The following is a 24817-nucleotide window of genomic DNA, read 5'->3' as shown; positions in this document are numbered from 1 at the left end:
ATGAACGACCGACCGCGGTGGTACCGCGTCTTCCGGCTCGTCCTGCACGTCGTCGCCGTTCTGGCCGTCACGGCCGGGTTGTTCGTGGCGCTGCTGTACGCCGGGCACGTGACCGGATTCTCCGGCGGCTGCCTGCTGCCCGAGTTGTGCCCGGCGACCACGGCAGGTCACGGCTGACCGGCGACCGGTCAGCGGACCAGCCGCCGGTGCGAGACCCAGGCCGGCCGCCGCCGGCGCTGGTGCACACCGACGCGCGGCGCGGGCTGCTCGGTGAGCACGGTGGCCGGTTCCGGGGAGAGGATGTGATGCATCGCGGCGCGCAGCCGGGTGCCCGGTTCGATGCCGAGCTCGTCCACCAGTGCCCGGTGCGAGCGCCGGTAGTGCTCGAGCGCCTCGGCGGTGCGGCCGGTGCCGTGCAGTGCGGTCATGTACAGCGCCTGCACCTCCTCCCAGAGCGGGTGGGCCGCGACCATCGCCGTCAGATCGGGCAGGATCTCCCGGTGCCGGCCGAGGAGGATCTCCGCCTCGATGAGGTCGAGGTGTGCGGTCGCCACGCACTGCTCCAGTCGGGCCCGCTGGCCCTGGGCGTACGGTCCCTGCACACCGGCGAGGGACCTGCCGTCCGGCAGGGCGAGCGCGGCACGCAGCTCCGCGGCCGCCGTGTGCTGGTCGCCGCGGCGGGAAGCCATGGACGCCCGGGTGGTGTGTGCCCGGAACCGGTTGACGTCGACCGCCTTGTCCGGGACGTGCAGCACGTAGCCGCCGCTGGCCGACTCCAGCCTGGTGCTTTCGTCGCCCTCCTCCTGAAGCACCCGCCGCAGCCGGTAGATGTAGGTGCGGACGGTGGTGACCGCCGATCGGGGCGGTTCCTCGCCCCACAACCCGCTGATCAGTTCGTCGAGGGTGACCATGGCGCCCTCCCGCAGCAGCAGCATGGCCAGGGTTCCGCGCTGCTGCGGGGAGCCGATGTCGACCTCGGTGCCCGTGCGCGGTGATCCGGCGTGAGCGCCCGCGGTACGCCAGGCCTGGACGGGTCCCAGAAGGCTGAAGCTGAGTGTGGTTGCTGGTCCGATTTCGAGCATGCCGGAAGGCTACGAATCGGGGCCGGTAAGAACGCTGGGCAAATTCTGAACGCGGCGTTCAGCCGAGTGGACGTCGACATCACGTCGATCGAGACCTGTCGACAATACGACAGGACCGGATGCGCACACGCCGGCACATGGGGAAGGAAATGCTGAATGCCAGCGAGACTGATCCGGGGCGGACACGTCCTGACCATGGACTCTGCCCTCGGTGACCTGCCGTTCGGGGACGTCCTGATCGAAGACGACACGATCGTCGCGATCGCGCCGTGGATCGAAGCGCCGCACGCCGACGTGGTGGACGCCACCGGGATGATCGTCCTGCCGGGTCTCGTCGACGCGCACCGGCATCTGTGGCAGGGCGCGCTGCGCCAGATCGCCGCCGACTGGACGCTTACCGAGTACCGCACCGGGTTGATCGACCGCTATTCGCCGTTGTTCACCCCCGGCGACGTACGCGACGGCACGTATTTCGGCGCCCTGGAAGCGCTCGACGGCGGCGTGACGACGGTCTTCGACTCCTCCCATGTCGTGCACACCCCGGAGCATGCCGACGCGGCGGTGGACGCGCTGCGGGCCGCGGGTCTGCGCGCGGTGTTCGGGTACGGCGCGGCCGCGGGAGATCTGCCCCATCCCGGGGACGCCCGCCGGCTCGCTGCCGAGCAGTTCGCCGTGCCGGGCCGCCTGGTGTCGCTCGCGCTGGCCCTGCGCGGGCCCGAGGCGACGCCCCTGGACGTCGTCGTCCAGGACCTCGCGCTCGCCCGCGAGCTCGGTGTGCGTGCCTCGGTGCCGGTCGGGACGGGGCTCGCCGGGGGCGCGGAGCCGATCGCCCGGCTGCACGAGTCCGGGCTGCTCGGCGACGATCTGATCTTCATGCACGGCACGACGAGCACCGACGACGAGCTCCGGATGATCGCGGACAGCGGGGCGCACGCATCGGTGCTGGCACGCGCCGAGATGATGTGGGGACACGGCCTTCCGGCGATCGGGCGCATGATCGAGCGCGGTCTGCGCCCGGCGCTCTCGTCCGGGGTTCCCGGCAGCATGTTCGACGAGATCCGCGCCGCGCTCCAGGCCGAGCGCGCGTACCGGGCCGGCCGCCGGGCAGCCGGCCGCGACGAACATGTCGCGGTCGGGCTGACCAGCCACGAGGCGATCGAGCTGGCCACCGTTCACGGCGCCCGGGCCTTGGGACTCGGCGACCGCGTCGGCTCGCTCACCCCCGGCAAACAGGCCGACCTGATCATCGTCGACGCCGGGCGTCGTGACCTGCGTCTGCTCTACGACGCTGCCGCGCTGGTGACCTGCAGCAACCCGTCGGATGTGGACACCGTGCTGGTCGCCGGCGAGTTCCGTAAACGGGACGGACGGCTGGTGGGCGCGGACCCGTTCGCCGCCCGGGTCCGCGCCGAGGCCTGCCGGGACCGGCTCGTGACGATCGCGGGCGCGGCCTGAGCCGCCAGGTTCCGAACGTGTGCCTGCGATGGCGGAGCGCGGCGACCGGTCACGTCGCCGCGCCGGTGCCGCACTCCGCCATCGGCGATCGCCTACTCGAGCGCCGCCTCGAGAGCGGCAAGATACCCGAGCCGCTGGCCGTCGGCGTTCGGATGGAACCCGCCTTCGGCGAGCAGGCCGTTCATCCAGGGCTGGGCCGCGCAGGCGGCTCCTCGCGGGCCTGTCGCTGGCTGGCTCGCACCGCCGTCACGTATCGACGCCGCGTCGACAGCGCGCCGACGCCTCCTCGGCGGCGGCCTCCCAGTGCGGTGCCCCCCATCGCCGGGCGATCACCGCGGCATGCCGGAACTCCTCGGCGGCGCGGGCGTCGTCGCCGATCAGCCGGTAGAGCCCGCCGAGGGTGTGGGCGACCGGCCCGCCGACCATGGCGGTGCTGGTCACGCCGCCGAGCAGATCCCGCAGCGGGAGCAACTTCTCGATCAGCATCGGGGCGTTGCGGCGCTCCCCCAGCGCCACCACCACCTCACCCTTGAGGCAGCCGTGGTAGCTCTGCAGGAAGTCGTCGCGCAGGACGAAGTCGCGGGGCACGGCCCGCGCCTCGTCGAGCTTGCCCTGCCGGGCGAGGACCAGCGCCAGCCGGTCGTTCTCGAGGTTGCCGGTCACGTCGTGCACGGCCCGGGTCAGCGGCTCCGCGTCGGCGTACCGGCCCTCGGTGAGATAGAGGGTGATCTGCGCGGTGGCGTGGAAGGCCCAGGCATGGATGGCCCCCACCGCCAGCATCCGCTCGTAGACGTCGTCGTAGAGCTCGCGCGCCGCGGTGAAGTCACCGCGGATGTGCGCGAGCATGGCGAGCGTCGCCCGGTGCACCGCCTCCTGTTCGGCGAGGCCGTGCTGGGCGGCGGTGGCGATGCCCGCCTCGGCGTGCCGGCGCACGCCTTCCGGGTCGCCGCAGGCCGCCCGGACGGTTCCCGCGATGTGCTCGGCGAGCCACTGCTGTGCGGGCAGGCCACGCTCGCGCGCCAGCTCGCGCAGTTCGTCCGCGAGCCGGCCGCGCACCGCGTAACCGTGCTCGTACGAGGTGCATTTCGCCACCGCCGTCAACCCGGCCGCGATCAGCTCCGGATCACCGATCTTGCGGGCCAGCAGCAACTGCTCCTCGGCGGCGCCGGCCACCCGGGCATCCATGTCGCCGTCGAGCTCGGAGACCAGGGTGTCCAGCAGCCGGCAGCGCATCCGGTCGTCGAGGTCGTCGCGGCTGAGCAGCCGGTTGATGGCGGTGACCGTACGCAGGTCGACGGTGCCGTAGGCGCGGGTCTGCCACGACGTCGGCTCGCTCCACGACGCCAGTGCCTCGGCGAGCAGATCGTCGCGGCCGGCGTGCTCGGCGTGATCCATCGCTCGCCGCCGGGTGGCCCGGGCGGCGCGCACGGCACCGGCCTTGATCTGGGCGCGGACCAGTGCCGACAGCACGTGTACGGTCCGCGCGTCGTGGTCTCCGGTCCGCGGCATCCGCCCGGCCGCCTCGACAGCCTGGGTGAGCAGGTCCACCGCCACGTCGAAGGCGTAGACGCGCTCGGCCGCCGCGGCGGCCATCATGCTGTGACGCATCGCCGGGCCGGCGCTCGCCGACGACATCGCCCGGCTGTGGTGACGTGCCAGCACGGCATGGTCGTCCGGCCGTCTGTGGTCGAGCGCCGCCGCGGCGGAGGCGTGCAGACGCGCCCGCCGCGGTGTCGGCATCTCGCCGTAGACCAGGTCACGCACCAGCGAGTGCCGGAAGACCGGCCATCCGTACGGGCCTTCGACCAGCAGCCCGGCGGAGAAGGCGGTCTCCAGCGCGGTGGACGGATCCGCCCCCACCACCTCGGCCAGCAGCTCGGGATCGGCATCGTCGCCGAGCACGGCAGCGACCCGCAGCACCTCGTGGTCGGGCTCCCCCAGGCGGGCGAGCCGCCGGCGCAGCACCGCACGCACGCCGTCGGGAACCTCACTCACGGCGGCCTGCGGGCCTTCGGCCGCCAGTAACCGGGCACATTCGCCCACGTAGAACGGGTTGCCGCCGGTGCGTCCGGTCAACGCCTCGACCGTCGCCTCGTCCGCCGCCGTCCCGGTGACCGCGGTGATCAGGCTGCCGACCTCGGCGCTGGTCAGCCCCTGCAATCTGATTCGCACCGGTACGCGGCGGGCCAGCCGCGCCAGCGCATCGGTGGTCCGCTGACCGATCTCGCCGGGACGGTAGGTGCCGACGACCAACGCGGGCCGGCCGGCGAGCCCGCCGACGACGCGTTCGAACAGGGTGAGCGTCTCGCCGTCGGCGACATGCAGGTCGTCGACGGCGACCACGAGCGGACCGGCGGCCGCCGCCGCGCTCAACCATCGCAGCACCGCCTGGTGCAGCTGGAATCGCCCGCTGTCCGGGCCCGGGTCCGCACCAGGAGAAAGGGAGCCGCGCAGCAGAGGCCCCACCGCCGCCGGATCTGGTGGCGGGAACACCGCTTCCAGCGTCCGCAGCGCCTCCGACCAGGCCCACGCCGGCGGTGCGCCGTCCTGGTCCGGGCAGGTGCCGCTGAGCACCGTCCAACCGGTGGCGGCCAGATCCTGCAACGCCCGGCCCAGCAGGCGGCTCTTACCGATGCCACCCTCACCGCTGATCAGCACGGTGGCTCCGGAGCGCAGCGCGACACCGGCCGCCTCGTGAAAACGTCGCAGCTCGGCCGCACGCCCGACGAACCGCTCGGTGCCGGCCGCGGCCGTCACGACGGCTGCAGCGGACTCGCCGGGCCGCAGGTCGTCGCGTTCGCTGAGGATCGCGACCTCGAGGTCGGCCAGCCGGCGAGTCGGGTTGAGCCCGAGCTCGTCGCGCAGCACCCGCCGGTGCGTGCCCAGCGCCTCCAGCGCCTCGGCGCGGCGGCCGGTCGCCCACAGCGCCAGAGCGAGCTGTCGCCAGCCCTCCTCCCGCAGCGGGAACTCCCGGGTGAAGGCCTCGGCGAGCGGCACCGCGACGGCGCCGTGCCCGCCGCGCACGGTGGCGTCCAAATGCGACTCGCGGGCGAGCAGGTGCAGCTCGTCCAAGCGACTGACCTCGGCCTGCGCCCAGTCCTCGTCGGCGAACTCGCCGTACGCCGGACCACGCCACAGGCCGAGCGCCTCCTCGAGCAGCGTCGCGGCCGTCTCCGGCTGCTCCTTACGGGCGGCGCGTACCAGATGCTCGAAGCGCCAGGCGTCGACATCGGCGTCGGCGACGCGGATGGCGTATCCGGGCGCGACGGTGACCAGCGTGGTGCTGGGGGTCCGCGGCCGGCGGTCCGGTTCGAGCAGGCGTCGCAGGTTGGAGATGTAGGTCTGCAACGACGCGGTGGCCCGCGGCGGCGGCCGGCCGTGCCACAGCTGCTCCATGAGGCGGTCCGCCGAGACCACGGTGCCCCGCGCGGCCAGCAGCATCGCCAGCACCGCCCGCTGCAGCGGACCGCCCAGGTCCACCGGGGTCGTGCGGTACTCGGCGCCGATCGGGCCGAGGACCCTCAGGCGGAGGGCGCGCGTAGGCATGGGTGAGCTCCGATTCTGATGCGTAGTGCGACGGCTCGTTGCCCGGCGCTCGCGGCCAGCAGCCCTCGCCCGCCGGCGGCATACTGACGGGCCATCTCGTCGAGGGTTCTCGCGGCCATGAAACCGTCGCCGACCTGTAGGTATAGCAGGACCGCCCGTTCGTCTGCCGCGACCGCCTGCGGCCAGTCGCGCATTGCCGCGTACGCCTGACCGATGGTGCGCCAGGTGTTGGCCTCACGATGCCGGTCACCCAGTTCGCGCAGCCAGGCGACACCCTGAAGGCAGTGGTGGACCGCCATCCGGTGCTCGCCGAGGTCGGCGAGGGCCGAGCCGGCCAGGTCCGCCGGCGCGCCGCCGGGTCCGTCGCGCGCCACGAGGTCGTCGTAGAGCCGCACGGCACGGCGCAGCAGTCCGGTCATCGCGTCGGGCCGGCCCTGGTCACGGTCGAGCTTGGCCAGCCACAGCAGAGTCAGGATGTGGTTGTGGGTGTCGCCGATCGCTTCGAACAGACGTGCCGCCCGCGCGAAGTGGCGGTGGCTCTCGTGCGGCACGTCCAGCCCACGATTCGAATACAGGACTCCGGCCCCGTAGTGCACCCGGGCCAGCAGCGGAACACTGCCGTGCCGCTCGGCGGCGGGCAGCGCCAGACGGTGCAGGCGTTCGAGGGCCGGCCAGTCGGACCCGCGTTGCAGGAAGTTCGCCAGCCCCCAGGCGTACTGCACGACGGCGGGGTCGTCGCCGCGCGCCACCGCCCGCTCGGCCATCGCGATCAGGACCGGCCGTTCCCGTTGCAGCCAGGCCCACGCCTGGTCGTAGCCGTCGAACTCCTCCGGTTCCACCCGGGGTGGCACGGCCGTCGCACCGATCGCTTCGGGCGAGCGGAACGGGTTGAGCGTCACCGCGGCCCGCAGGAGGCTGTGCCGGTGATGGTGGTCGAGCCGCGCCTCGGCGGCCTGCCGCGCAGCCGGGGACTCGCGTTCCGCGAGCAGTTCCTCGGAGTAGGCGCGGACCAGGTCGTGGATGTGGAAGCGGCCCGGTTCCACCTCGGTCACCAGGTTCGCCCGCGACAGCTCGCCGAGCAGTGGCCCGATGTGCCGGCGCCCCTCGCCGAGCAGGCTGACCGCGACGGTCGCGGTGAAGACCGGGCCGGGGTGCAACGCCAGCAGCCGGAAGAGACGAGCCGCGGTGCTGCCCAGCAGGTCGTAGGACCAGGAGAAGACGGCGCGCAGGTCGTGGCGGTGGTCCATGCCGGAGAACCGGTCGAGCAGCCGCCCCCGCGGGGCGACGAGTTCCTCGGCGAGGTGGCGCAGCTTGAACTGCGGGTGGGCGGCGGCCCGGGCCGCGAACAGCGCCAGCGCGAGCGGCAGCCCGCCGCAGAGTGCGATCACCTGCTGCGCTGCTTCGGCGTCGCCGGCGATCCGGGCCGGGCCGAGGCGCCGGCTCAGGAAGGACGTCGCCTCGGCCTCGGACAGCAGGCTCAGGGGCACGGCGAGCGCGCCCTCGTGCACCACCAGCCCGGTGAGCGGATTGCGGCTCGTGATGATGGCGGCGCTGCCCGGGGTGGTGGGCAGCAGGGGCCGCACGTGCGCGGAGTCGCGGACGTTGTCGATCACCACCAGAATGCGCCGGCCGGCGATCAGGCTGCGGTACAGCGCCACCCGGGCGTCGAAGTCGGCGGGCATGTCGGGATCCGGCACACCCAGCGCGCCGAGGAACCGGCGCAGCACGTCGGCGGTGGGGGTGGCCTCGGCCGAGGGGTCGAATCCGCGCATCGACACGAACAACTGCCCGTCGGGGAAGGCGTCCGCGAGCCGATGCGCGCAGTGCACCGCCAGCGTCGTCTTGCCGACGCCACCCAGGCCGGTGATGACGGCGACCTGCGCCGCTCTGGTCCGGCCCGGCCGGTCGCGCAGGACCTCGGTGATCCGTGCGATCTGGTTCTCCCGTCCGGTGAAGGTCGGCAGATCGGTGGGAAGCTCGACGGGGACCGGCCGGGAGATCCTGACGGCGGGCAGGCCGTCGGCGTCGAGCGCGTTGCCGCGCAAAGCCTGCTGCTGGAGGGTCACCAGCTCGGGGCCGGGGTCGACGCCCAGCTCGTCGGCGAGCCGCCGGCGGATCGCGGCGTACTCGGTCAGGGCGTCCGCCGGGCTGCCGATCCGGATCAGCAGCCGGACCAGGGCGGCATGCAGCGGCTCGTCCAGGGGTGCCGCGGCCGCGGCCGCCCGGATCGACGGCAGCAGGCTGCGCGCCGCCTCCGGCGTCGTGGCCAGCGTGGCCGCCTGCACGGCTGTCGTGCTGAGCTCCTGCTCGACCTGAACGAACGGCGGCGCGGAACGCACGGTGTCGTCCAGACCCGCCGCGACCGGGCCCCGCCGTAACCGCAGCGCCTCCGCCAGCATCACCGCCGCACGGTCCGGGTCGGTGCGGGACACCGCGGACGCCTCGGCGGTCGTGCGGCGGAAGGCGAGCAGGTCCAGGCCGTCCGCGTCGAGCGCGAGCCGATAGGTACGCGTTCCGCGGGCCAGCAGTTCCGCGGGGATCAGCCGGCGGATCTGGCTCACGTAGCGGTGCACGACGTTGACGGCCGTCGCCGGCGCCCCCGCCGGCCACAGCACATCGATGATATGACCGACCGTGACCGGCTCGCCGGCGTGCACCAGCAGCAGGCCGAGCAGCGACTGCTGCTGCGGCGCCCCCAGGTTGATCTCGGTGCCGTCCCGCCACGCCCGCACCGGGCCCAGCACCGAGAACCTGATCGGTGTTGCGGTTACCCCCATAGAGATCGTCATTGTGGGCCACTCACTCGGAATCGACTTGGAACGCTCCCGGACAACCCTGCCGGATCGTGCCACCGGCGACGTGCGGACCTGGTGCTGGCGCCCATAGCGATTCGCGATGGCCGGCGATCCGGTGGCCCGTCGACCTGTCGTCGACTTTCTGTCGGCAGCACCGCTCTTGACTTCACGCCGTCCCGCCGATCACGGCGGGTTCTGCGAGAAACGGAGCAGAATGCGAACCGCTGCACGCACGATCGTCACCACCGCTCTCCTGGCGGCCCTGACCGCGACGGCGCTCGGAACACCCGCCCGGGCGGCCGAGATCGACCTCGCCCCGGCCGGAGCGGACGACTTCACGACCCGCGTGGTCACCACCGGGCTGTCCAACCCGTTCGAGGTCATCGACGGCCCCGACGACCGGCTCTGGGTGACCGAGCGCACGGCCGGCCGCGTGGTGCGGATCGCCCCGGCGACCGGCGCGCGCACCACGGCGCTCACCCTGCCCGACGTCCTGATCACCCCGGGTACGCAGGACGGCCTGCTCGGCATGGCGCTGCACCCGAAGCTGCTGACCGTCCTCGGCGACCCGTACGTCTACCTGGCGTACACCTATGACGCCGACGCCGGCGCGGCCGTGGACCGCCGGGTCCGGATCGCCCGCTACACCTACAACCGCACCACGCAGCAGCTGACCGCCCCGCAGACGCTGCTCCAGGGGCTGCCCGGCAGCAACGACCACAACTCGGGCCGGCTCGTCTTCGGTCCGGACGCCAAGCTGTACTACACGCTCGGTGACGGTGGCCACAACCAGTTCGCCAACTACTGCAAGCCGATCCTGTCCCAGCGGACCCCGACCGCCCCGGAGGTCCGCGCCAAGGACTGGACCGCGTACCAGGGCAAGATCCTGCGGCTCAACCTCGACGGCACCGTTCCCGCCGACAACCCGCTGATCAAGGGCGTCCGCAGCCACGTGCTGTCCTACGGCCACCGCAACCCGCAGGGCCTCACGTTCGGGCCCTGGGGCAAGCTCTACTCCAACGAGCACGGCCAGAAGAGCGACGACGAGATCAACCTGATCCGATCGGGCGGCAACTACGGGTGGCCGAACATCTCGGGGTACCGCGACGACAAGGCCTACGTCTATGAGAACTGGTCCGAGCTCGCCGGCTGCGCCTCCACTCCGCAGACCGATCCGGCGCCGCCGTCGGTGCCGCGCTACACCGAGTCCAGCTTCACGGCCACCGACCTGGTCGAGCCGTTGAGCACCTTCTACACCGTCGAGACCGGTTACGACTTCCAGGACCCGAAGTGCGCCGCCGCGTACTTCATCTGCTGGCCCGGCATCGCGCCCTCCAGCCTCGACTACCTCGGCCTGGCCGTACCTCGCGGCTGGAGCAACTCGCTGCTGATGACGACGCTCAAGGACGGCACCATCTACCGGGTGCCGCTCAGCCTCGACGGTGAGCGCACCGGTGAGGCGGTGGCGATCTGGAAGAGCGTGAACCGGTACCGCGACATCGCGTTCAACGCCACCGGCACCAAGGTCTACTCCGTCACCGACAGCGGCGGCGCCGCCCGCGACCCGCAGGGCGCGCCGACCGACAAGCTGGAGAACCCCGGCTCCCTGATCGAGTACACCTACCGCGGCTGATCCCCGCCGGTCCCCCGCCCGGTGAAGGCGGGGGACCGCTCCCGCCCACCTCGTCCACCGGCGCCACCATCCGGAGAAGGAAACCGATGAAAGACCCGACGACGGTGTCCGCCCGCCGGCCCCGCCGTACCCTTCGCCTCGTTCTCGCCGGCCTCGCGGCCGTCGTCGTGCTTCTCGTGACCGCGCTCTACACCTGGCCGGTCGCGGGCGACGCACTCCGCGAGGCCGGGGCACGACAGTTCGGCTACGCCGAGGCGCAGGCGCTGGCGCGGCAGGCCGGCGCGCGAGACACCGGCGACCCGGACGTCCGCACCGGCTGCCCGAGCACCCTGCTCGACCACGGCAGGCGGACCGCGAAGGCCGTGCTCATGTTGCACGGTTACACCGCCTGTCCCGGGCAGCTCAGTGGCCTGGCGAAGCACTATTTCGACGCCGGCTACAACGTGTACGTCCCCCGGGCGCCACTGCACGGGATCACCGACCGCACGGCGCACGCCGGCGTACAGGCCGAGGACCTGGTCGGTTACGCCGCGGACGCGTGGAACATCGCCGCGGCCCTCGGCGACGACGTCGGGGTCGTCGGCATCTCCGGCGGCGCGGTGCTGGCGACCTGGCTGGCCGAGTACCGCGCCGACAGCGTGCGACGGCTGCTGGTGCTGTCGCCGTTCTACCGGCCGGCGGCGGACAAGGCGCCGGGAGCGGCCGTCCGGCCGATGACGGCCCTGTACGGCTTCGGCCTGCTGCCCGACCACGTCAACGAGAACGGCTATTCGTTCGCCGCGCTCGCGCAGTACCTGCGGATCACCTTCGCCTACCGGGACCTGCCCGGCGATCCGGCCCTGAGGAACGCCGCCCTGGTCGTCTCCCCCGGCGATACGTTCATCGACCAGGAGACGGCTCGGGCGGTGCCCCGCGAACTGGCCGCCGACGCCGGCGCGACGTTCGCCGGCCGGACACTGCCCGGCGATCTGGGCCTCGAGCACGACATCGTCACCGAGGATCGGCTCGGGCCCGCCACCGCCGAGCTGTACCCGCTCTACCTCAAGCTCTACGAGAACCGCTCCGCCGCCTGAAGACGCATCAGTCACATGACCCAAGTTTCGCCATCTCCGTGGAGCGCTACGGATTGAGTAGATGAGCTCAAGAGTTCGCGCAGGTCAGCGACCTACCGTGAGGCATGCGTATCGACCGGACTTCCGCGAACCTCACCTTCAGCCTCCTCGGCCCCGTTCGGGCCTGGCGTGCCGGCACCGAAGTGGATCTCGGTTCCCCGCAGCAGCGCACCACCCTGGCGATGCTGCTGTTGCGCGAGGGCCTCGCCGTACACATGGATCAGATCGTCGCCGGCATGTGGGGTGAGCAGCCGCCGAGATCGGCGATCACCACGATCCGCACCTACATCTACCGCCTGCGGGCGACATTGGAACGAGACGCCGGACACGACGGCACCCGCATCGACCTGATCGGCGGCGGATACCGTCTGCGCACCGGCCGGGACGTCATCGACCTGTCGCGGTTCGTCTGGCACACCTCGCGCGGCGCCGACGCCGCCCGCCGCCGGCACTGGCCGGCGGCGGCTGCCGAACAGCGGGCAGCCCTGAGCCTGTGCGGTGGGTTGCCGCTGGCCGGGACCGTCGGGCCGTACACGCTCGGGCAGGGCGCCCGGCTTCAGCAGCTGGTCCTCGGCGCCCGCCTGGAGCTGATGAGCGCCCAGATCAAGCTGGGCCGGCACCGTCAGGTGCTGCCCGAGCTCACCGCGATGGTCGCGGAGTTCCCGCTCTGGGAGGACGTGCACTCGCTGTTGATGACCGCGCTGTACGGCAGCGGCCGGGGCGCCGACGCGCTGGAGCATTACCAGTCGGCCCGCCGCCGGCTCGTGGACGAGCTGGGCATCGAGCCGGGTGTCCGCCTGCGGAACCTGCACCAGCGGATCCTGGCGAACGATCCGGCACTCGGGGCGGCCGCGCCCCCGGCGGGGACGGCGCGTTCGGTGGCGCAGCGGTATCACCGCGTCCGCCTGCCCGCCGCTGATCGACGTGGCGGCGACGTCGCGGACGCATCGATCGCGCGTCGACGAGGCGTCGATTCCGGTGCGCTGCCATTTCGGGCATGTCTGGATTGTTAGAACGGATCGGTCGCGGCAGTGTGCGCCGCCCGTGGCTGACCATTGTCTTCTGGGTGCTGCTGGTCGTGGCGGCACTCGGCGTCGCGAGCGCCGCGGGCGGAACCACCGCCGACGACTACGACGTGCCCGGCACCTCCTCGCAGGCCGGCACGGACCTGCTGCGCGAGCGGTTCCCGCAACTCGCCGGGACCGAGGCCCGGGTGGTGCTGCACAACACCGGGGGTGCCCTGGACGCCGGCGTGGTGCAGCAGGTGACGCAGCGCCTCGGTGAGGTCCCGGACGTCGGGTTCGTCGGCGAGCCGCGGGTCAGCGACGACGGCGACACCGCCCTGATCGACCTGCGGTACCGCGTCCCGGTGACCGACCTCGGCGCCGGCGCCGTGGACGAGCTGCGGGAGGCGGCCGCACCGGCGACCGGCGCGGGTCTCACGGTGGAGTACGCCGGGCAGGTTCCCGAGGGCGAACGCGCCGGTGGATCGTCGGGTGAGGTGGCCGGTCTGCTCGCCGCCCTGGTGGTGCTGGTGCTGGCGTTCGGCTCGGTGCTGGCCGCGGGCCTGCCGATCCTGGTGGCGTTGTTCGGGCTCGGTTTCGGGATGGCGATCATCCTGCTGCTGGCGGCCGTGACCGAGGTGGGTACCAGCGCGCCCACCAGCGCCGCGATGATCGGCCTGGGCGTCGGCATCGACTACGCGCTGCTGATCATCACCCGGCACGTCGAAGGACTGCGCGGCGGGCTCTCCCCCGCCGAGGCGGCGGTTCGGGCGATCACCACGGCGGGCCGGTCGGTCCTGGTCGCCGGCGCCACCGTGCTGATCTCGCTGGCCGGGCTGTTCTTCTCCGGGCTCGCCGCGTTCCGGTCGTTCGGATACGCGACGATGCTCATGGTCGTGGCGATGCTGCTCGCCTCGATCACGCTGGTGCCCGCGCTCAGCGTGCTCGCCGGCCGCCGGCTGCTGAGCCGCCGTGCCCGCAAGGCCGCGGACGCCGGCCACGGCCTCGCCGCCGCGGTGACCGCGCCGACGCTGACCGGGCGCTGGGCCGCCGCGGTCGCCCGCCGCCCGCTGGCCGGTGCGCTCGGCGCGCTGACCGTGCTGCTCCTGCTGGCCGCGCCCGCGTTGAGCATGCGCACCTGGCCGCAGGACGCCGGAACACAATCGAGCGATCAGACCGTACGCCGGGCGTACGACCTGATCGCCGCCGAGTACGGCCCGGGCGCCTACGCTCCGCTGGCCGTCGTCGTCGACCTCGACAGGACACCCGCCGCGGAGCTCGAGCCGACCGTCGCCCGGCTGGCCGCGGTTCCCGGCGTGGCCGAGGTCGGCGCCCCGCTGATCTCCGCCGACGGCCGGGCCGCGGTGATCTCGGTGCAGGCGGCGTACGCGCCCAAGGACGAGCGCACGCCGGAGCTTGTCGAGACCCTGCGGTCCGGGGTGCTGCCGCCGGGCGCCGAGGTCACCGGTGTCACGGCCGTGTTCGTCGACATCGCCGGCCTGCTCGCCGAGCGGCTGTGGCTGGTCGTCGCGCTGGTCGTCGGCGTCTCGATCCTGTTCCAGATCATCGTCTTCCGCAGCCTGCTGGTGCCGTTGAAGGCCGCGGTCGTCAACCTGCTCGGCGTCAGCGCCGCGTACGGGGTGCTCACCGCGGTGTTCCAGTTCGGCTGGGGTCACCAGCTGGTCGGCATCGATCATGCGGTGCCGGTCTCGACATGGGTGCCGCTGCTGCTGTTCGCCGCGCTGTTCGGCTTGTCGATGGACTACGAGGTGTTCCTGCTGTCGCGCATCCGCGAGGAGTGGCTGCGCACCGGCGACCCGCGGGCCAGTGTCATCCGCGGCCTGGCCGCGACCGGCCGGGTGATCACCTGCGCCGCGTTGATCATGGTGGTGGTGTTCGCCGGCTTCATCAGCTCCGGCGACATCATCCTCAAGATGATCGGTCTGGGCCTGGCCGCGGCGGTCGCCCTCGACGCGACCGTCATCCGGATGGTGCTGGTGCCGGCCACGATGACGCTGTTCGGCAAGGCGAACTGGTGGCTGCCGTCGTGGCTGGACCGGATCCTGCCGGCCGTACGCGTCGAGGCGCCGGAGACTCCTGCCGCATCCGAGGAGGCGGAGCCGGTGGCCGCCACCCGCTGACCGGGCGCCGGCACCTATGTGGTGTCGACCCCGGATCGATGTGATCGGTCCACAAATGGCGGCATGCGTTCTGTTTCACCGGTTCTTCTCGCGGCCCTGCTGTGGGGGACGATCGGACCCTCCCAGGCGTTGACCGCCGGCCTCGTCAGTCCCGGCGCCCTGGCCGGGTGGCGACACCTGGTCGGCGGTCTCGCCCTGCTGGCCCTGGCCCTGCCCCACCTGTCGTCGCTGCGGCACGGTGGCCGTTCCCTCGGCATCACCGTGGTGGCGGCAGGGCTGGTCGGCGCGGCCTACCAGGTCTCGTTCCTGATGTCGGTGGCGACGACCGGCGCCGCACTGGGCACGGTGGTCGGTGTGGCCACCGTGCCGCTGTTCAGCGGGTTGGCGGCCCGGTGGACGGCGGGCGAGCGGATCAGCGGGCGGTGGGCGCTCGGATCGGCCACGGCCGTCCTCGGCTGCGGGATCCTTCTGCTGCCCGGGGCCGGGGGCGGCGTCGACGCGGCCGGCATCGGATGGGGAATTCTGGCGGGTGCGCTGTTCGCGGCCTACACGCTGACCGCCAAGAGGATGGCCGTCCTGCCGGTCGACGTGAAAGCGACGACGGGCCTGAGCATGCTGGCCGGTGCCGTGGTGTTGTCACCGCTGATCCTGGGCAGCCGCTCGACGCTGACCGAGCCCGCCGCGCTCGCGGTCATCGCCTGGCTCGGACTGGTCGCCACCGCCCTGGCGTACGCCCTGTACAGCGCGGGGCTGCGCGGAGTCAGCACCTCGACGGCGGGCACCCTGAGCCTGGGTGAGCCGCTGGCAGCGGCGCTGTTGAGCACGGCCTTCCTCGGCGAGCGGCTGTCACCGCTGGAGTGGCTCGGCTGCGCGGTCATTCTCGGCGGCCTGCTGCTGACCGTGACCGGTAATCGCCCGGTCGTCGCCCAGGACGTCTCCGTGGTGGCCGTGGGATACGTGCGCATGCCGGTGGGCGTGCCCGTGCGGCCGAACATGGTCGGTAGATCCAGCGTCGATGTCACACCTATCCACACATCGGAGGCTCGTATCGCGACCGGCCCGATCCGGGCCGGCAGTGCTGAAGGAAGGTCTTCGTGAAACGTTCTGTCCTGCGCGCGGTCGTCACCGCCGGCATCCTGGCCGCCTCGGCGGTGGTGGGCTCCACCCCGGCTTCGGCCTCTCAGGTCTGCGCCCCGTACATCTACCCGGACGCCGGCCTGAAGGGCGCCCCGATCTGCTTCGGCGCCGGCACCAACGGCAAGTGGGTCAGCCTCGGCTCCATGGCGTACCGCGCGTCGTCGCTGTACAACCCCACCAAGGTGACCTGGTGCCTGCGGACCGCCGGCGGCGCGACCTGGAACTTCTGGGGACCGGCCACCTGGTCCTACTTCGGCGAGCCCTACAACGACGCGTTCGTCGAGGCCAAGTCGTCCGCCTGCTGATATGACGATCGGCGGGTCGTCGGGTCCTCCCCCGGTGACGACGACCCGCCGATCCCAGCATCCCGCCGGCGTCGACGCGGCATCGTAGGGTGCTGCTGTGATCGGTCGGGATCGGTATCGGGAGCGGGTGTCCGCCCTGCTGGACGCCGCGGAGCACGGTCGCGGCGGCGCCCTCGTCGTGCGCGGCTCGGCCGGTGTCGGCAAGACCACCCTGCTGGAGGACGGCCGCGAGACCGCGCTGCGGCGCGGCTTCACCGTCCTGTCCTGCGCCGGCATCCAGAGCGAGACCCGGCTCGGCCTGGCCGGGCTGCATCAGCTCCTGCGGGTCGCCGTCGACCGGGCCACGGCGCTGCCCGACCGCCAGCGCGACGCCCTGCTCAGCGTCTTCGGCATCGGTGCCGAACAGTCCCCCGACCGGCTGCTCGTCTCCATCGCCGTCCTCGGCCTCGTCGAGGAACTGGCCCGGGAGAAACCCATCCTGATCACCGGCGACGACCTGCAGTGGCTCGACGACCAGACCGCCGCCATCCTCGGCTTCGTGGCACGCCGCATCACGAACAGCCGGATCGCGATGCTGCTGACCGTCCGCGACGGCGACGGTGACACCGCGGCGCCGCAGGACCTGCCGGACCTCGTCCTGCCGGTGCTCACCGACCGCGACGCGGCGGCGTTGCTGGACGACGTCCGCCCCGAACTCGACCGGGAGATGCGGGCCCGGGTGCTGCGGGAGGCGGACGGCAACCCACTGGCCCTGGTCGAGCTCTCCCGCGGCGTGCTGGAACGCGGAACGCACCCCGCCGGCGAGCGGCTGCCTCTGCCCGTACGCATGGAAAGGGTTTTCGCCGCCCAGGTGTCCACCCTGCCCGCGCCGGCTCGTGACCTGCTGCTGCTCGCGGCCGTCTCGACCAGCCCCGCCCTCGGCGAACTCGAACGGGCGGGCGCCGTGTTGCAGGCCCCGCTGACCGCGCTCACCGCGGCGGAGGAGGCCGGCCTCGTGTTCACCGCCGGCGGGGAGCTGCGGTTCCGGCATCCCCTGGTGCGTTCGGCGATCTACGGCGCCGCGCCACCGTCACGCCGGATCGCCGCGCATCGCGCCCTCGCCGCGACCCTGGACGGCGAACGCTCGACCTGGCACCGCGCGGCCGCCACCACCGGCCCCGACGAGGACCTGGCGACGGCCCTCGACGACGCCGCGGCCAAGGCGTTCGACCGCGGTGACCTGAGCGGCCACATGCGGCTGCTCGAACGGGCCGCGGACTTCACCGCCGACCCGGCCGTCGCCGGCCGCCGCCTCGCCAACGCCTGCTACTCGGCCCAGCGGGCCGGGCTGACCGACGCCGCGCTGCGGCTGGCGGCCCGGACGGCGCGGACCACCGACGATCCGCTCGCCCTGACCACCGTGGCGGTCGCCCGCGACGCGCTGGCGCGTACCGCCGTGCCGGTCAATCCGGATCCCCTGTACTTCCTCGAGACCTCCGGACGGGTACGCCCCGCCGATGTGCTGGAGGCGGCGTCGATGGTGTGGATGGCCTCGACCTGGTTCGTCGCCGCCGGCGCGCACCGGACGGACACCGCCGCGGCGATCGAACAGGCCGCGGAGCAGCTCGGGCTCCCGGAGGACACCCTGCGGCTCGCGGCGATCCGCGCCAACATCGACCCGGCCCGGTTCCGGGCGAGCAGCCGGCCCGTCCTCCGTGGCGCCCTGGCGTACCGGACGCGGCTGCCGGTGCAACACTGCATCGGCGTGGGCATGGCAGCCCAGCCGCTGCACGACTGGGAGACCTCGCTGAGCTGCTATCTCACCGCGCTGGAGACGCAGCAGCGGCACGGCGCGGTCGTCGACATCGCCTCCTGCCTGAGCACGCTCGGCCGCCTGCAGGTCATCCGCGGGCTTCTCGCCGAAGGGCTCGCCGACGCCGAACGCGGGCACCGCCTCGCTACCGACCTGGGCCAGCCGGTGATGGTCGCCTACTCGGCCGGGGTGATCGCGCACGTGCACGCCTGGTACGGCGACGCCGCGGCGGCCGGCGCGGCGCTCGCGGACGCACGCCGGCTCAGCCCGCCGGAGCGCGAGGACATGCGGATGCTGCAGGAATGGTCGGCCGGCGTGCTGGCCCTGGGCGAGGGCCGCGACTTCGACGCGTACGTGTCACTGAGCAGCGCGGTGGACGCCCACCGCGACTTCGGCCTGCTGGCGATCGCCGACCTGGTCGAGGCGGCCTGCCGGGTCGGCGCCGCGGACCGGGTCATCGCCCGGGTGGACCGGGCCGAGCAGCACTCCGACGCGCTCGACGCGCCCCTGCTGCGGCATCTGGTGAACCGTGCCCGGGCCCTGCTCGGCGACGATCCCGAACAGCGGTTCCGGGCGGCGCTGGCCGACGACGGCTACCCGTTGCAGACCGCACGGACCCGTCTCGCGTACGGGGAATGGCTGCGCCGCCGGCGCCGCACCGGCCCTGCTCGCGACGAGCTCGCCGCCGCCGCGGCGGTCTTCGACCGGGTCGGCGCCCGGCCCTGGGCACGACGCGCCCGCACCGAGCTGCGTGCCTGCGGGGTCCCGGTGCCGGCCGAGGCACCGGCGGCGGCCGCGGCGGCCGCCCGGCTGACCGCCCAGGAGTTGCAGATCGCCGAGCTCGCCGCCAAGGGCCTGTCGAACAAGGAGATCGCGGACCACCTGTTCCTGTCCCACCGGACGGTCGGCAGCCATCTGTACCGGATCTACCCGAAGCTGGGCATCAGCGGTCGCGGGGGCCTGCGCGACGCGCTCGAGGGACGGACCTGAGCGGCAGTCGCGAGGGCGTCGCCGGCCCGGGTGGATATCGGCCGGGCCGGCGACCCGCGGTGCTCCTGATGAGGAATCCAACCCGCGCTGGAGCACCGCGTCCTCACCGGGCGGCGACCGGGAAATCCCCGGCCGGTGATGGGATCCATTCTGTGGCCGCCTGATCGATCTCGCGTCGACAATCGATCGCCGATGACGGTCGGTCAGACCGTCCATTCCTTCGAGCACGACCAGTAGGGGATCGGCGGCGCCCAGCCGACGAGGTAGTGGTTGCAGATCACCACGGTCCGCACCGGGGAGTTCCACCCGGCGGTGTTCGTCGTGTTCGCATCGGCGGTGAGCGCGTACTGGTTGCCATCGGCCAGCTTCACGTAGGCCGTCGTCCAGCTGGCCGACTTCGCGCCATAGACCCAGCCCCAGCCTTTGACGCCGTTGCCCGCGCAGTTGTCGATCTGCGCCTGCCCGCCGTCGTATCCGAACGTGCGCGCGCAGCCCGCGGTGCTCACCGGCTCCGCCAGGGCCGGCGATGCCACACCGAGCGTCGTCGTCGCCGCAGCGGCCACCGCCATCGCCCCGGTGGCGATGATGGCCCGCCGGCGCCGGGATGTCGTCTTCTCCACGTGTCCTCCGATGTTCCCAGCGCCCTCGACAGGCGCCGGACCGAACGTTGCGGTTCCACGCTGAACGGGCCACGTCGACGCGGCATCGACACACGATGTCAGGACGGCGGGTTCACGCGGGCCGGCGATCCGCGCGCGGGCCGCCGCCTGGAGGCGAGCACGCCACACTTCACCACCGACATCCCGGCTCAGTGATCGTGCAGCCATCCTCGCCGCATGTCACCGCGGTGGGTCATGAGATGCGGGAACTCGCTCATCGCGATCGGGGACGCGCCGGCCGAACCGGCGAAGTCCCCGTCGTGCTTCCAGAACGCCGCCTCGCCACCCACCGCCATCTCGTACATGAAGGTCTTCGCGTCGTCGACCTCGCGGGCCTGCCACACCGCGGCACGGCCGGCGCGGGTGGACAACGGAAGATCGACGATGATGTACGTCCCGACGGCCGTGAACACGCCGAGACCGAGCAGGCCGAGCGCCTGCATCGCCCGGCCGGGCCCGGAGAAGTCCGGCAGCGTCAGCGCGAACAGCAGCAGGCACCCGATCGCGGCGAACCAGCCCGGCGCCCATCGTCTGACCCGCTTCTGCGTACGCTCGGAGAGGAACCATCCGCGCCGCACCAGCCGGATGCCGATCTTCTGCACGCCGGCCGCGACCTGATCGTCGGCGAGCAGATCCGGGACCCGGTCGTACTCCGGCAGCGCCTCGAGGACGGCCGCGAGCAGCGGCGGCGCATCCGCGGGAAGATCCGGCCCTTCGATCCGCTCGATCCCGCCACCACGCCACAGCGGCGCCGACTGAACGAGCCCGCGCCGGGCCAGCTCGGCGAGGCAGGTGAACAGGACGAGCCGGGGACCCCCGTTCACGTACGCCAGTTCGAGCGCATCGGCCCGCGCGCCGGCGTTCGCTCCGCGGCGTACCCGGCGCCGGATCAGACCGGTGCCGATGAGCGAGACCACCGCCAGGCACAGGCTCGCGACCAGGACACTGGCGGCCGGAACATCGATCACGGTTGAAGTGTCGCAACCTGCCGCAAGACGGTCCCGGACAGTGCCCCGGCGGGTCCGGGTGTGGTCCGGCGCGGCCCGGGTAACGCAACACCCGGATTCATCCCACAGCAGGCAGGAAGTGAGCCGTCATGTCCCACCGCCGGGTAGCCGTCGTCACCGGAGGATCCGCCGGCATCGGCCGCGCCGTGGTCCGTGAGCTGGCCGAGCACGGCTGGGATGTCGCGATCCTGGCCCGGGGCGAGGCCGGCGTCGACGCCGCGGTCGAGGACGTGAGGTCGCGCGGTGGCCGGGCGCTGGGCCTGCGTACCGACGTGGCGGACCTCGGCCAGGTCCGGGCGGCGGCGGACGCGACCGAACGCGAGCTGGGTGAGATCGACCTGTGGGTCAACGACGCGTTCGTCGGCGACCTGCGCTACTTCTGGGACATCGGCGACGACGAGTTCCGGCGGATCACCGAGGTCTCGTACTACGGCCAGGTCAACGGCGTGCGGGTGGCGCTGGAGCGGATGCGCCCGCGGGACCGGGGTGTGATCGTGCAGGTCGGGTCGGCGCTCGCCTTCCGCGGGATCCCGTTGCAGTCGGCGTACTGCGGCGCCAAGCACGCCGTGAAGGGGTTCACCGAGTCGGTGATCGCCGAACTCAGGAACACCGGCAGTGCCGTGCGGGTCTGCATGGTGCAGCTACCCGGTGTCAATACGGTCCAGTTCGACTGGAACGCCTCCGGGTTCGCCGAGCACCCGCAGCCGGTCGCCCCGGTCTTCCAGCCGGAGATCCCGGCCCGGGCCATCCGTTACCTGGCCGACCATCCCCGCCGCAACATGTGGGTGGGTGTCTCGACGGCGTACACGATCCTGGGCAGCCGCCTCGCCCCGTCTTTCATGGACTGGTACCTGGGAAGGAAGGGGGTTCAGGGCCAGCTCAGCGAAAACCCCGGCCCACGGTACGGCTCCAACCTGTCGCAGCCGAAGGACGACGTCACCGATCGCGGCGCGCACGGGATGTTCGACGACGAGGCCAAGTCCCGTGACCTCTGGTCCTGGGCCTCGATGCACCGGGCGGCGCTGGCCGGCACGGCGATCGCCGCCGGGGCCGCGGCCGCCCTGCTCAGTCGCCGGCGCTGAGGGCTTCCCCTCGTACCCTTGCCCATCGACGATTCACGCCGGAGCCGCCGGCGTGCTCAGCGATCCCGGTCGACGCGGCCGATGAAGTCGGTGAGCGCGGCGGCGAACGCGGCCGGGGCCTCCTGCGCGACGAAGTGGCCGACGCCCGGGATGCGCACCGCGGTGACGTCGGCGGCGACCTGGCGCATGGTCTGTTCGGTGAAGGGCGCGTTGACGCCGTCGACGGCGAGCACGGGAACGGTCAGGGGCCGCGCCTCGGCGAGCGCCCGGACGCTGTCACCACCGGTCAGGGCGCTGCGGTAGAGGCCTTCGGTGCCACGCCAGCCACCGGGGCGGGCGTAGGAGCGGGTGAACTCGTCGAGGTCGGCCTCGGTGATCGCCTCGCGCACCACGGCCATCGACGTGATCGCCCAGTCGAGCATGACGCGTTCGCGGCCGGCCAGGAACAGTTCCGGGATCCCCGGGGCGGCGAGGAAACCGACGTGCCAGGAGCCGCCGCCGGTCACGTCGGCGAGCAGTTCCATGCCGTACCCGGGAAGGGTGGTCTCGGCGGCGGTGACGCTGAGGACGTCGCCGGGGTGGGTGGCGGCGAACCGGAACACCGGCCCGCCGCTGATGTCCTGGCAGGTGACGTGCACCGGGCCGACGCCGAGGTGGGCGACCAGACGGTGCAGATCCTCGGCCATGGTGCCCAGGTCGTGGTCGTCGCCGTCGGTGCCGGAGTCGCCGAAGCCGCGCAGGTCGACGGCGAACACCCGGTGCTCGGTGGCGAGCAGGGGCAGCACGGCACGGAAGGCCCACCAGGACTCCGGCCAGCCGTGCACGAGCAGGATCGGGGATCCGCTCGTCCCGGCGGAGACGTAGTGCAACGACGTGCCGTTGATCTCGGCGGTGTGGTGGGTGAGAGAGCTGGTCATGCGGAACTCCCGAGATGGACAACCAGGTTGTCGAGTAAGGTAGACAACCTGGTTGTCCATGTCAAGGCGCAAGATTTACACTGACCGCATGCCTTCCCGATCGGGTGCCGACCTCGCCCTGCTGCTGCTGGGCAGCTATCGCAACCTGGTCGACGAGGTGGTCAGAGAGCTCGCCCGGCGCGGATTCCCGGATGTCCGGCCGTCACACGAGTACGCGCTGCAGGCCATCCAGGCGGGCGCCGACAATGCCTCGGCGCTGGGCCGCAGCCTGTCCATCACCAAGCAGGCGGCGGCGAAGACGATCGCGGCACTCACCGAACGCGACTACGTCACGACGACGGCCAGCCCCGTCGACGCACGCCGCAAACAGGTCCAGATCACCGAGCACGGCCTCGCGCTGATGCGCGAAGGGGCGGCCATCTTCGACGAGGTGCGCGCCCGATGGGAACAACGCCTGGGCCCCGGAGAGCTCGCCCGGCTGGAAGCACAGCTGGCCCAGTTCGTCGCGGTCTCACCCATCCGCCTGGACGCTCCCGGCTGGGCCGCCCAGGAACTGGGCTGACGGTCCGGCCGGGCTCAGTCCTCGCGGCCGCAGGGGAAACCTGCTACGCCGGCTGCCATCCGGATACCGCCCAGGAGGTGGGCCAGCAGCAACGGCTCGGAGTAGTACTCCGTCTTGTGGCCCATCGCGGTGTAGAAGGCACGGCCCCCGTCGTACGGCTGGCACCAGGAGATCGGGTGGTGCCGGCCCATGCCCGGGGAGCCGCCCGGGACGCTGTAGCCGCGCGGGTCGTAGGTCCGTTCGTCGACCTCGGCGAGGACCCGTACGGTGTGCCGCGGGTTGGTCCGGAAGTTGTACCACTCCTCCTCCCGCTCCCATCGGCGCGGCAGCGGCCGGGTGGCGGCGGTGCCGTGGCCGAGGACCTTGACCGTGGCGACCTGGAACTGGGGGTTGACCGAGCCCGGGTGGTCGCGGAAGTACGCTCCGACCAGCCCGCCGTACCAGGCCCAGTCGTACTCGGTGTCCGAGGCGGCGTGGATGCCGGCGTAGCCGCCACCGGCACGGATGTAGCGCTCGAAGGCGGCCTGCTGCGCGTCGTTCAACACGTCCCCGGTGGTGCTCAACCACACCACCACGTCGTATCGGGCCAGGTTCGCGTCGGTGAACGCCGCGGCGTCCTCCGTCGCGTCCACCGCGAAGTGGTGCCGGGCGCCGAGCCGCTGGATCGCGGCCACGCCGGCCGGGATCGAGTCGTGCCGGAACGCCGCGGTCTTCGAGAAGACCAGCGCACTGAATCGGGGATGCCCGGACGCCGCCGTGCCGGCCGGCTGCGCGGCGGCCGGGCCCGCGAGCCCGACCGTCACGACCAGCGCCACGAGGAACCTGCCGATGAGCTTCATGACCCCTCCTCAGCGTTGGTGCGCACCGGGCTTCGATCGAAGTGTATGACTGCCTCGTGGGTCGGGGAAGAGAAACAGACCCGGCGCGCCCCCTCTCCGCCGGGGTCGGCCGGTCGGGGCATCGCCACGCCGATCTACCCGGCCGCGCGCCCGCCCGTCCCAGGCGGAGGGACCTTTTCGGACGGCCGGGGCGGGCCGGTGACTCAGCGGTTATGCGCCGCTCGGCCAGGGCCGACGCTGTCCACCGCGGAGGACGATGAGAGGTGTCTCTGCTGGCCCGTGTGCGTCGGCACCGATTCCTTGACGAGGAGGCAGGCGATGGCAGGCGTGGTGTTCGCGATCGAACGCGATGGTGATCTGCTGTGGTACCGGTACACGGGTGACGGTACGGCGGATCAGACAGGTGCTACCGGCTGGGAGCCGAACTCCAGCAACCCGATCGGCCGCGGCTGGCAGAACTTCCACCAGGTAATCGGCATCGGCAACGGCCAGGTCCTCGCCATCAAACCCGACGGCGACCTGCTCTGGTACCGCTACACCGGCGACGGCAAAGCCGATCAGACAGGCGCTACCGGCTGGGAACCGAACTCCAGCAACCCCATCGGCCGCGGCTGGCAGAACTTCCACCAGGTCCTCGGCATCGGCAACGGCCAGGTCCTCGCGATCAAACCCGACGGCGACCTGCTCTGGTACCGCTACACCGGCGACGGCAAAGCCGATCAGACAGGCGCTACCGGCTGGGAACCGAACTCCAGCAAC

19 protein-coding genes are annotated in these 24817 nt (G+C 72.4%); 12 read left to right on the top strand and 7 right to left on the bottom strand.

Going from position 1 to position 24817, the window contains the following annotated elements; all coding sequences use genetic code 11:
- On the top strand, positions 1-177 hold the full coding sequence (locus tag AB0G10_RS16565; RefSeq protein ID WP_360921500.1) for a hypothetical protein: 177 nt from the start codon (positions 1-3) through the stop codon (positions 175-177).
- 11 nt (positions 178-188) lie between these two features.
- Here the strand turns inward: AB0G10_RS16565 and AB0G10_RS16560 are convergent, their stop codons facing one another.
- Positions 189-1082, bottom strand: coding sequence for an AfsR/SARP family transcriptional regulator (locus tag AB0G10_RS16560; protein ID WP_360921497.1), 894 nt, complete (start codon positions 1080-1082; stop codon positions 189-191).
- 156 nt (positions 1083-1238) lie between these two features.
- Here AB0G10_RS16560 and AB0G10_RS16555 point away from each other — a divergent pair, with 156 nt between their 5' ends.
- On the top strand, positions 1239-2537 hold the full coding sequence (locus tag AB0G10_RS16555) for an amidohydrolase family protein (protein WP_360921494.1): 1299 nt from the start codon (positions 1239-1241) through the stop codon (positions 2535-2537).
- A gap of 246 nt (positions 2538-2783) precedes the next feature.
- Here AB0G10_RS16555 and AB0G10_RS16550 read toward each other — a convergent pair whose 3' ends face one another.
- Both AB0G10_RS16550 and AB0G10_RS16545 read right to left on the bottom strand, forming a co-directional pair.
- Positions 2784-6083 (bottom strand): BTAD domain-containing putative transcriptional regulator, encoded by a 3300-nt coding sequence (locus AB0G10_RS16550; RefSeq protein WP_360921491.1) that lies wholly within the window; start codon positions 6081-6083, stop codon positions 2784-2786.
- Positions 6059-8860: a BTAD domain-containing putative transcriptional regulator gene (locus AB0G10_RS16545; RefSeq protein ID WP_360921488.1), complete on the bottom strand. Its 2802-nt coding sequence runs from the start codon at positions 8858-8860 to the stop codon at positions 6059-6061. Before AB0G10_RS16545 ends, AB0G10_RS16550 begins: the two co-directional genes overlap by 25 nt.
- A 232-nt stretch (positions 8861-9092) precedes the next feature.
- Here AB0G10_RS16545 and AB0G10_RS16540 point away from each other — a divergent pair, with 232 nt between their 5' ends.
- The 7 genes from AB0G10_RS16540 (at position 9093) to AB0G10_RS16510 (ending at position 18992) form a co-directional block, all read left to right on the top strand.
- On the top strand, positions 9093-10511 hold the full coding sequence (locus AB0G10_RS16540; protein ID WP_360921485.1) for a glucose/sorbosone family PQQ-dependent dehydrogenase: 1419 nt from the start codon (positions 9093-9095) through the stop codon (positions 10509-10511).
- A gap of 86 nt (positions 10512-10597) precedes the next feature.
- The gene (locus AB0G10_RS16535; RefSeq protein ID WP_360921482.1) at positions 10598-11584 is read left to right on the top strand and encodes an alpha/beta fold hydrolase; all 987 of its coding nucleotides are present in this window, start codon (positions 10598-10600) and stop codon (positions 11582-11584) included.
- A gap of 104 nt (positions 11585-11688) precedes the next feature.
- Positions 11689-12636 carry a BTAD domain-containing putative transcriptional regulator gene (locus AB0G10_RS16530; RefSeq protein ID WP_360921480.1) on the top strand — a complete coding sequence of 316 codons (948 nt, stop codon included), beginning with the start codon at positions 11689-11691 and terminating at the stop codon, positions 12634-12636.
- Positions 12621-14768, top strand: coding sequence for an MMPL family transporter (locus AB0G10_RS16525; protein WP_360921477.1), 2148 nt, complete (start codon positions 12621-12623; stop codon positions 14766-14768). The genes AB0G10_RS16530 and AB0G10_RS16525 overlap by 16 nt, the downstream gene beginning before the upstream one ends.
- 63 nt (positions 14769-14831) lie before the next feature.
- A complete protein-coding gene (locus AB0G10_RS16520) occupies positions 14832-15866 on the top strand; it encodes an EamA family transporter (RefSeq protein WP_360921474.1) in 1035 nt (344 codons plus the stop codon).
- Positions 15863-16210, top strand: coding sequence for a hypothetical protein (locus AB0G10_RS16515; RefSeq protein WP_360921471.1), 348 nt, complete (start codon positions 15863-15865; stop codon positions 16208-16210). Before AB0G10_RS16520 ends, AB0G10_RS16515 begins: the two co-directional genes overlap by 4 nt.
- A 97-nt stretch (positions 16211-16307) precedes the next feature.
- Positions 16308-18992, top strand: coding sequence for an AAA family ATPase (locus AB0G10_RS16510; protein ID WP_360921468.1), 2685 nt, complete (start codon positions 16308-16310; stop codon positions 18990-18992).
- 203 nt (positions 18993-19195) lie between these two features.
- Here the strand turns inward: AB0G10_RS16510 and AB0G10_RS16505 are convergent, their stop codons facing one another.
- Together AB0G10_RS16505 and AB0G10_RS16500 are read right to left on the bottom strand one after the other, a co-directional pair.
- Positions 19196-19612: a hypothetical protein gene (locus AB0G10_RS16505; protein ID WP_360921465.1), complete on the bottom strand. Its 417-nt coding sequence runs from the start codon at positions 19610-19612 to the stop codon at positions 19196-19198.
- Positions 19613-19800: 188 nt separating this feature from the next.
- Positions 19801-20619 carry a TIGR04222 domain-containing membrane protein gene (locus tag AB0G10_RS16500; protein ID WP_360921462.1) on the bottom strand — a complete coding sequence of 273 codons (819 nt, stop codon included), beginning with the start codon at positions 20617-20619 and terminating at the stop codon, positions 19801-19803.
- Positions 20620-20747: 128 nt separating this feature from the next.
- On the opposite strand from AB0G10_RS16500, the gene AB0G10_RS16495 reads away from it, so the two are divergent.
- Complete coding sequence (locus AB0G10_RS16495; RefSeq protein ID WP_360921460.1) at positions 20748-21740, top strand: SDR family oxidoreductase; 993 nt, start codon at positions 20748-20750, stop codon at positions 21738-21740.
- Between the two features lie 56 nt (positions 21741-21796).
- Here the strand turns inward: AB0G10_RS16495 and AB0G10_RS16490 are convergent, their stop codons facing one another.
- Complete coding sequence (locus AB0G10_RS16490) at positions 21797-22657, bottom strand: alpha/beta hydrolase (RefSeq protein ID WP_360921457.1); 861 nt, start codon at positions 22655-22657, stop codon at positions 21797-21799.
- A gap of 88 nt (positions 22658-22745) precedes the next feature.
- On the opposite strand from AB0G10_RS16490, the gene AB0G10_RS16485 reads away from it, so the two are divergent.
- Positions 22746-23219: a MarR family winged helix-turn-helix transcriptional regulator gene (locus AB0G10_RS16485; protein WP_360921454.1), complete on the top strand. Its 474-nt coding sequence runs from the start codon at positions 22746-22748 to the stop codon at positions 23217-23219.
- A gap of 14 nt (positions 23220-23233) precedes the next feature.
- Here the strand turns inward: AB0G10_RS16485 and AB0G10_RS16480 are convergent, their stop codons facing one another.
- Positions 23234-24058, bottom strand: coding sequence for a ThuA domain-containing protein (locus tag AB0G10_RS16480; RefSeq protein ID WP_360921452.1), 825 nt, complete (start codon positions 24056-24058; stop codon positions 23234-23236).
- Positions 24059-24376: 318 nt separating this feature from the next.
- On the opposite strand from AB0G10_RS16480, the gene AB0G10_RS16475 reads away from it, so the two are divergent.
- A partial coding sequence (locus AB0G10_RS16475; protein WP_360921449.1) for a tachylectin-related carbohydrate-binding protein occupies positions 24377-24817 on the top strand: 441 nt, incomplete at its 3' end.

This window comes from Actinoplanes sp. NPDC023714, from assembly GCF_040639855.1.
In the GTDB taxonomy this organism is placed as follows: Bacteria; Actinomycetota; Actinomycetes; order Mycobacteriales; family Micromonosporaceae; genus Actinoplanes.
This window is presented reverse-complemented; position numbering and strand designations above follow the sequence as displayed.

Coding starts and splice junctions, on each gene's coding strand:
- AB0G10_RS16565 (WP_360921500.1), top strand. CDS start 1: ATGAACGACCGACCGCGGTGGTACCGCGTCTTCCGGCTCGTCCTGCAC.
- AB0G10_RS16540 (WP_360921485.1), top strand. CDS start 9,093: ATGCGAACCGCTGCACGCACGATCGTCACCACCGCTCTCCTGGCGGCC.
- AB0G10_RS16555 (WP_360921494.1), top strand. CDS start 1,239: ATGCCAGCGAGACTGATCCGGGGCGGACACGTCCTGACCATGGACTCT.
- AB0G10_RS16485 (WP_360921454.1), top strand. CDS start 22,746: ATGCCTTCCCGATCGGGTGCCGACCTCGCCCTGCTGCTGCTGGGCAGC.
- AB0G10_RS16560 (WP_360921497.1), bottom strand. CDS start 1,082: ATGCTCGAAATCGGACCAGCAACCACACTCAGCTTCAGCCTTCTGGGA.
- AB0G10_RS16530 (WP_360921480.1), top strand. CDS start 11,689: ATGCGTATCGACCGGACTTCCGCGAACCTCACCTTCAGCCTCCTCGGC.
- AB0G10_RS16490 (WP_360921457.1), bottom strand. CDS start 22,657: ATGACCAGCTCTCTCACCCACCACACCGCCGAGATCAACGGCACGTCG.
- AB0G10_RS16520 (WP_360921474.1), top strand. CDS start 14,832: ATGCGTTCTGTTTCACCGGTTCTTCTCGCGGCCCTGCTGTGGGGGACG.
- AB0G10_RS16550 (WP_360921491.1), bottom strand. CDS start 6,083: ATGCCTACGCGCGCCCTCCGCCTGAGGGTCCTCGGCCCGATCGGCGCC.
- AB0G10_RS16545 (WP_360921488.1), bottom strand. CDS start 8,860: ATGGGGGTAACCGCAACACCGATCAGGTTCTCGGTGCTGGGCCCGGTG.
- AB0G10_RS16525 (WP_360921477.1), top strand. CDS start 12,621: ATGTCTGGATTGTTAGAACGGATCGGTCGCGGCAGTGTGCGCCGCCCG.
- AB0G10_RS16480 (WP_360921452.1), bottom strand. CDS start 24,058: ATGAAGCTCATCGGCAGGTTCCTCGTGGCGCTGGTCGTGACGGTCGGG.
- AB0G10_RS16535 (WP_360921482.1), top strand. CDS start 10,598: ATGAAAGACCCGACGACGGTGTCCGCCCGCCGGCCCCGCCGTACCCTT.
- AB0G10_RS16495 (WP_360921460.1), top strand. CDS start 20,748: ATGTCCCACCGCCGGGTAGCCGTCGTCACCGGAGGATCCGCCGGCATC.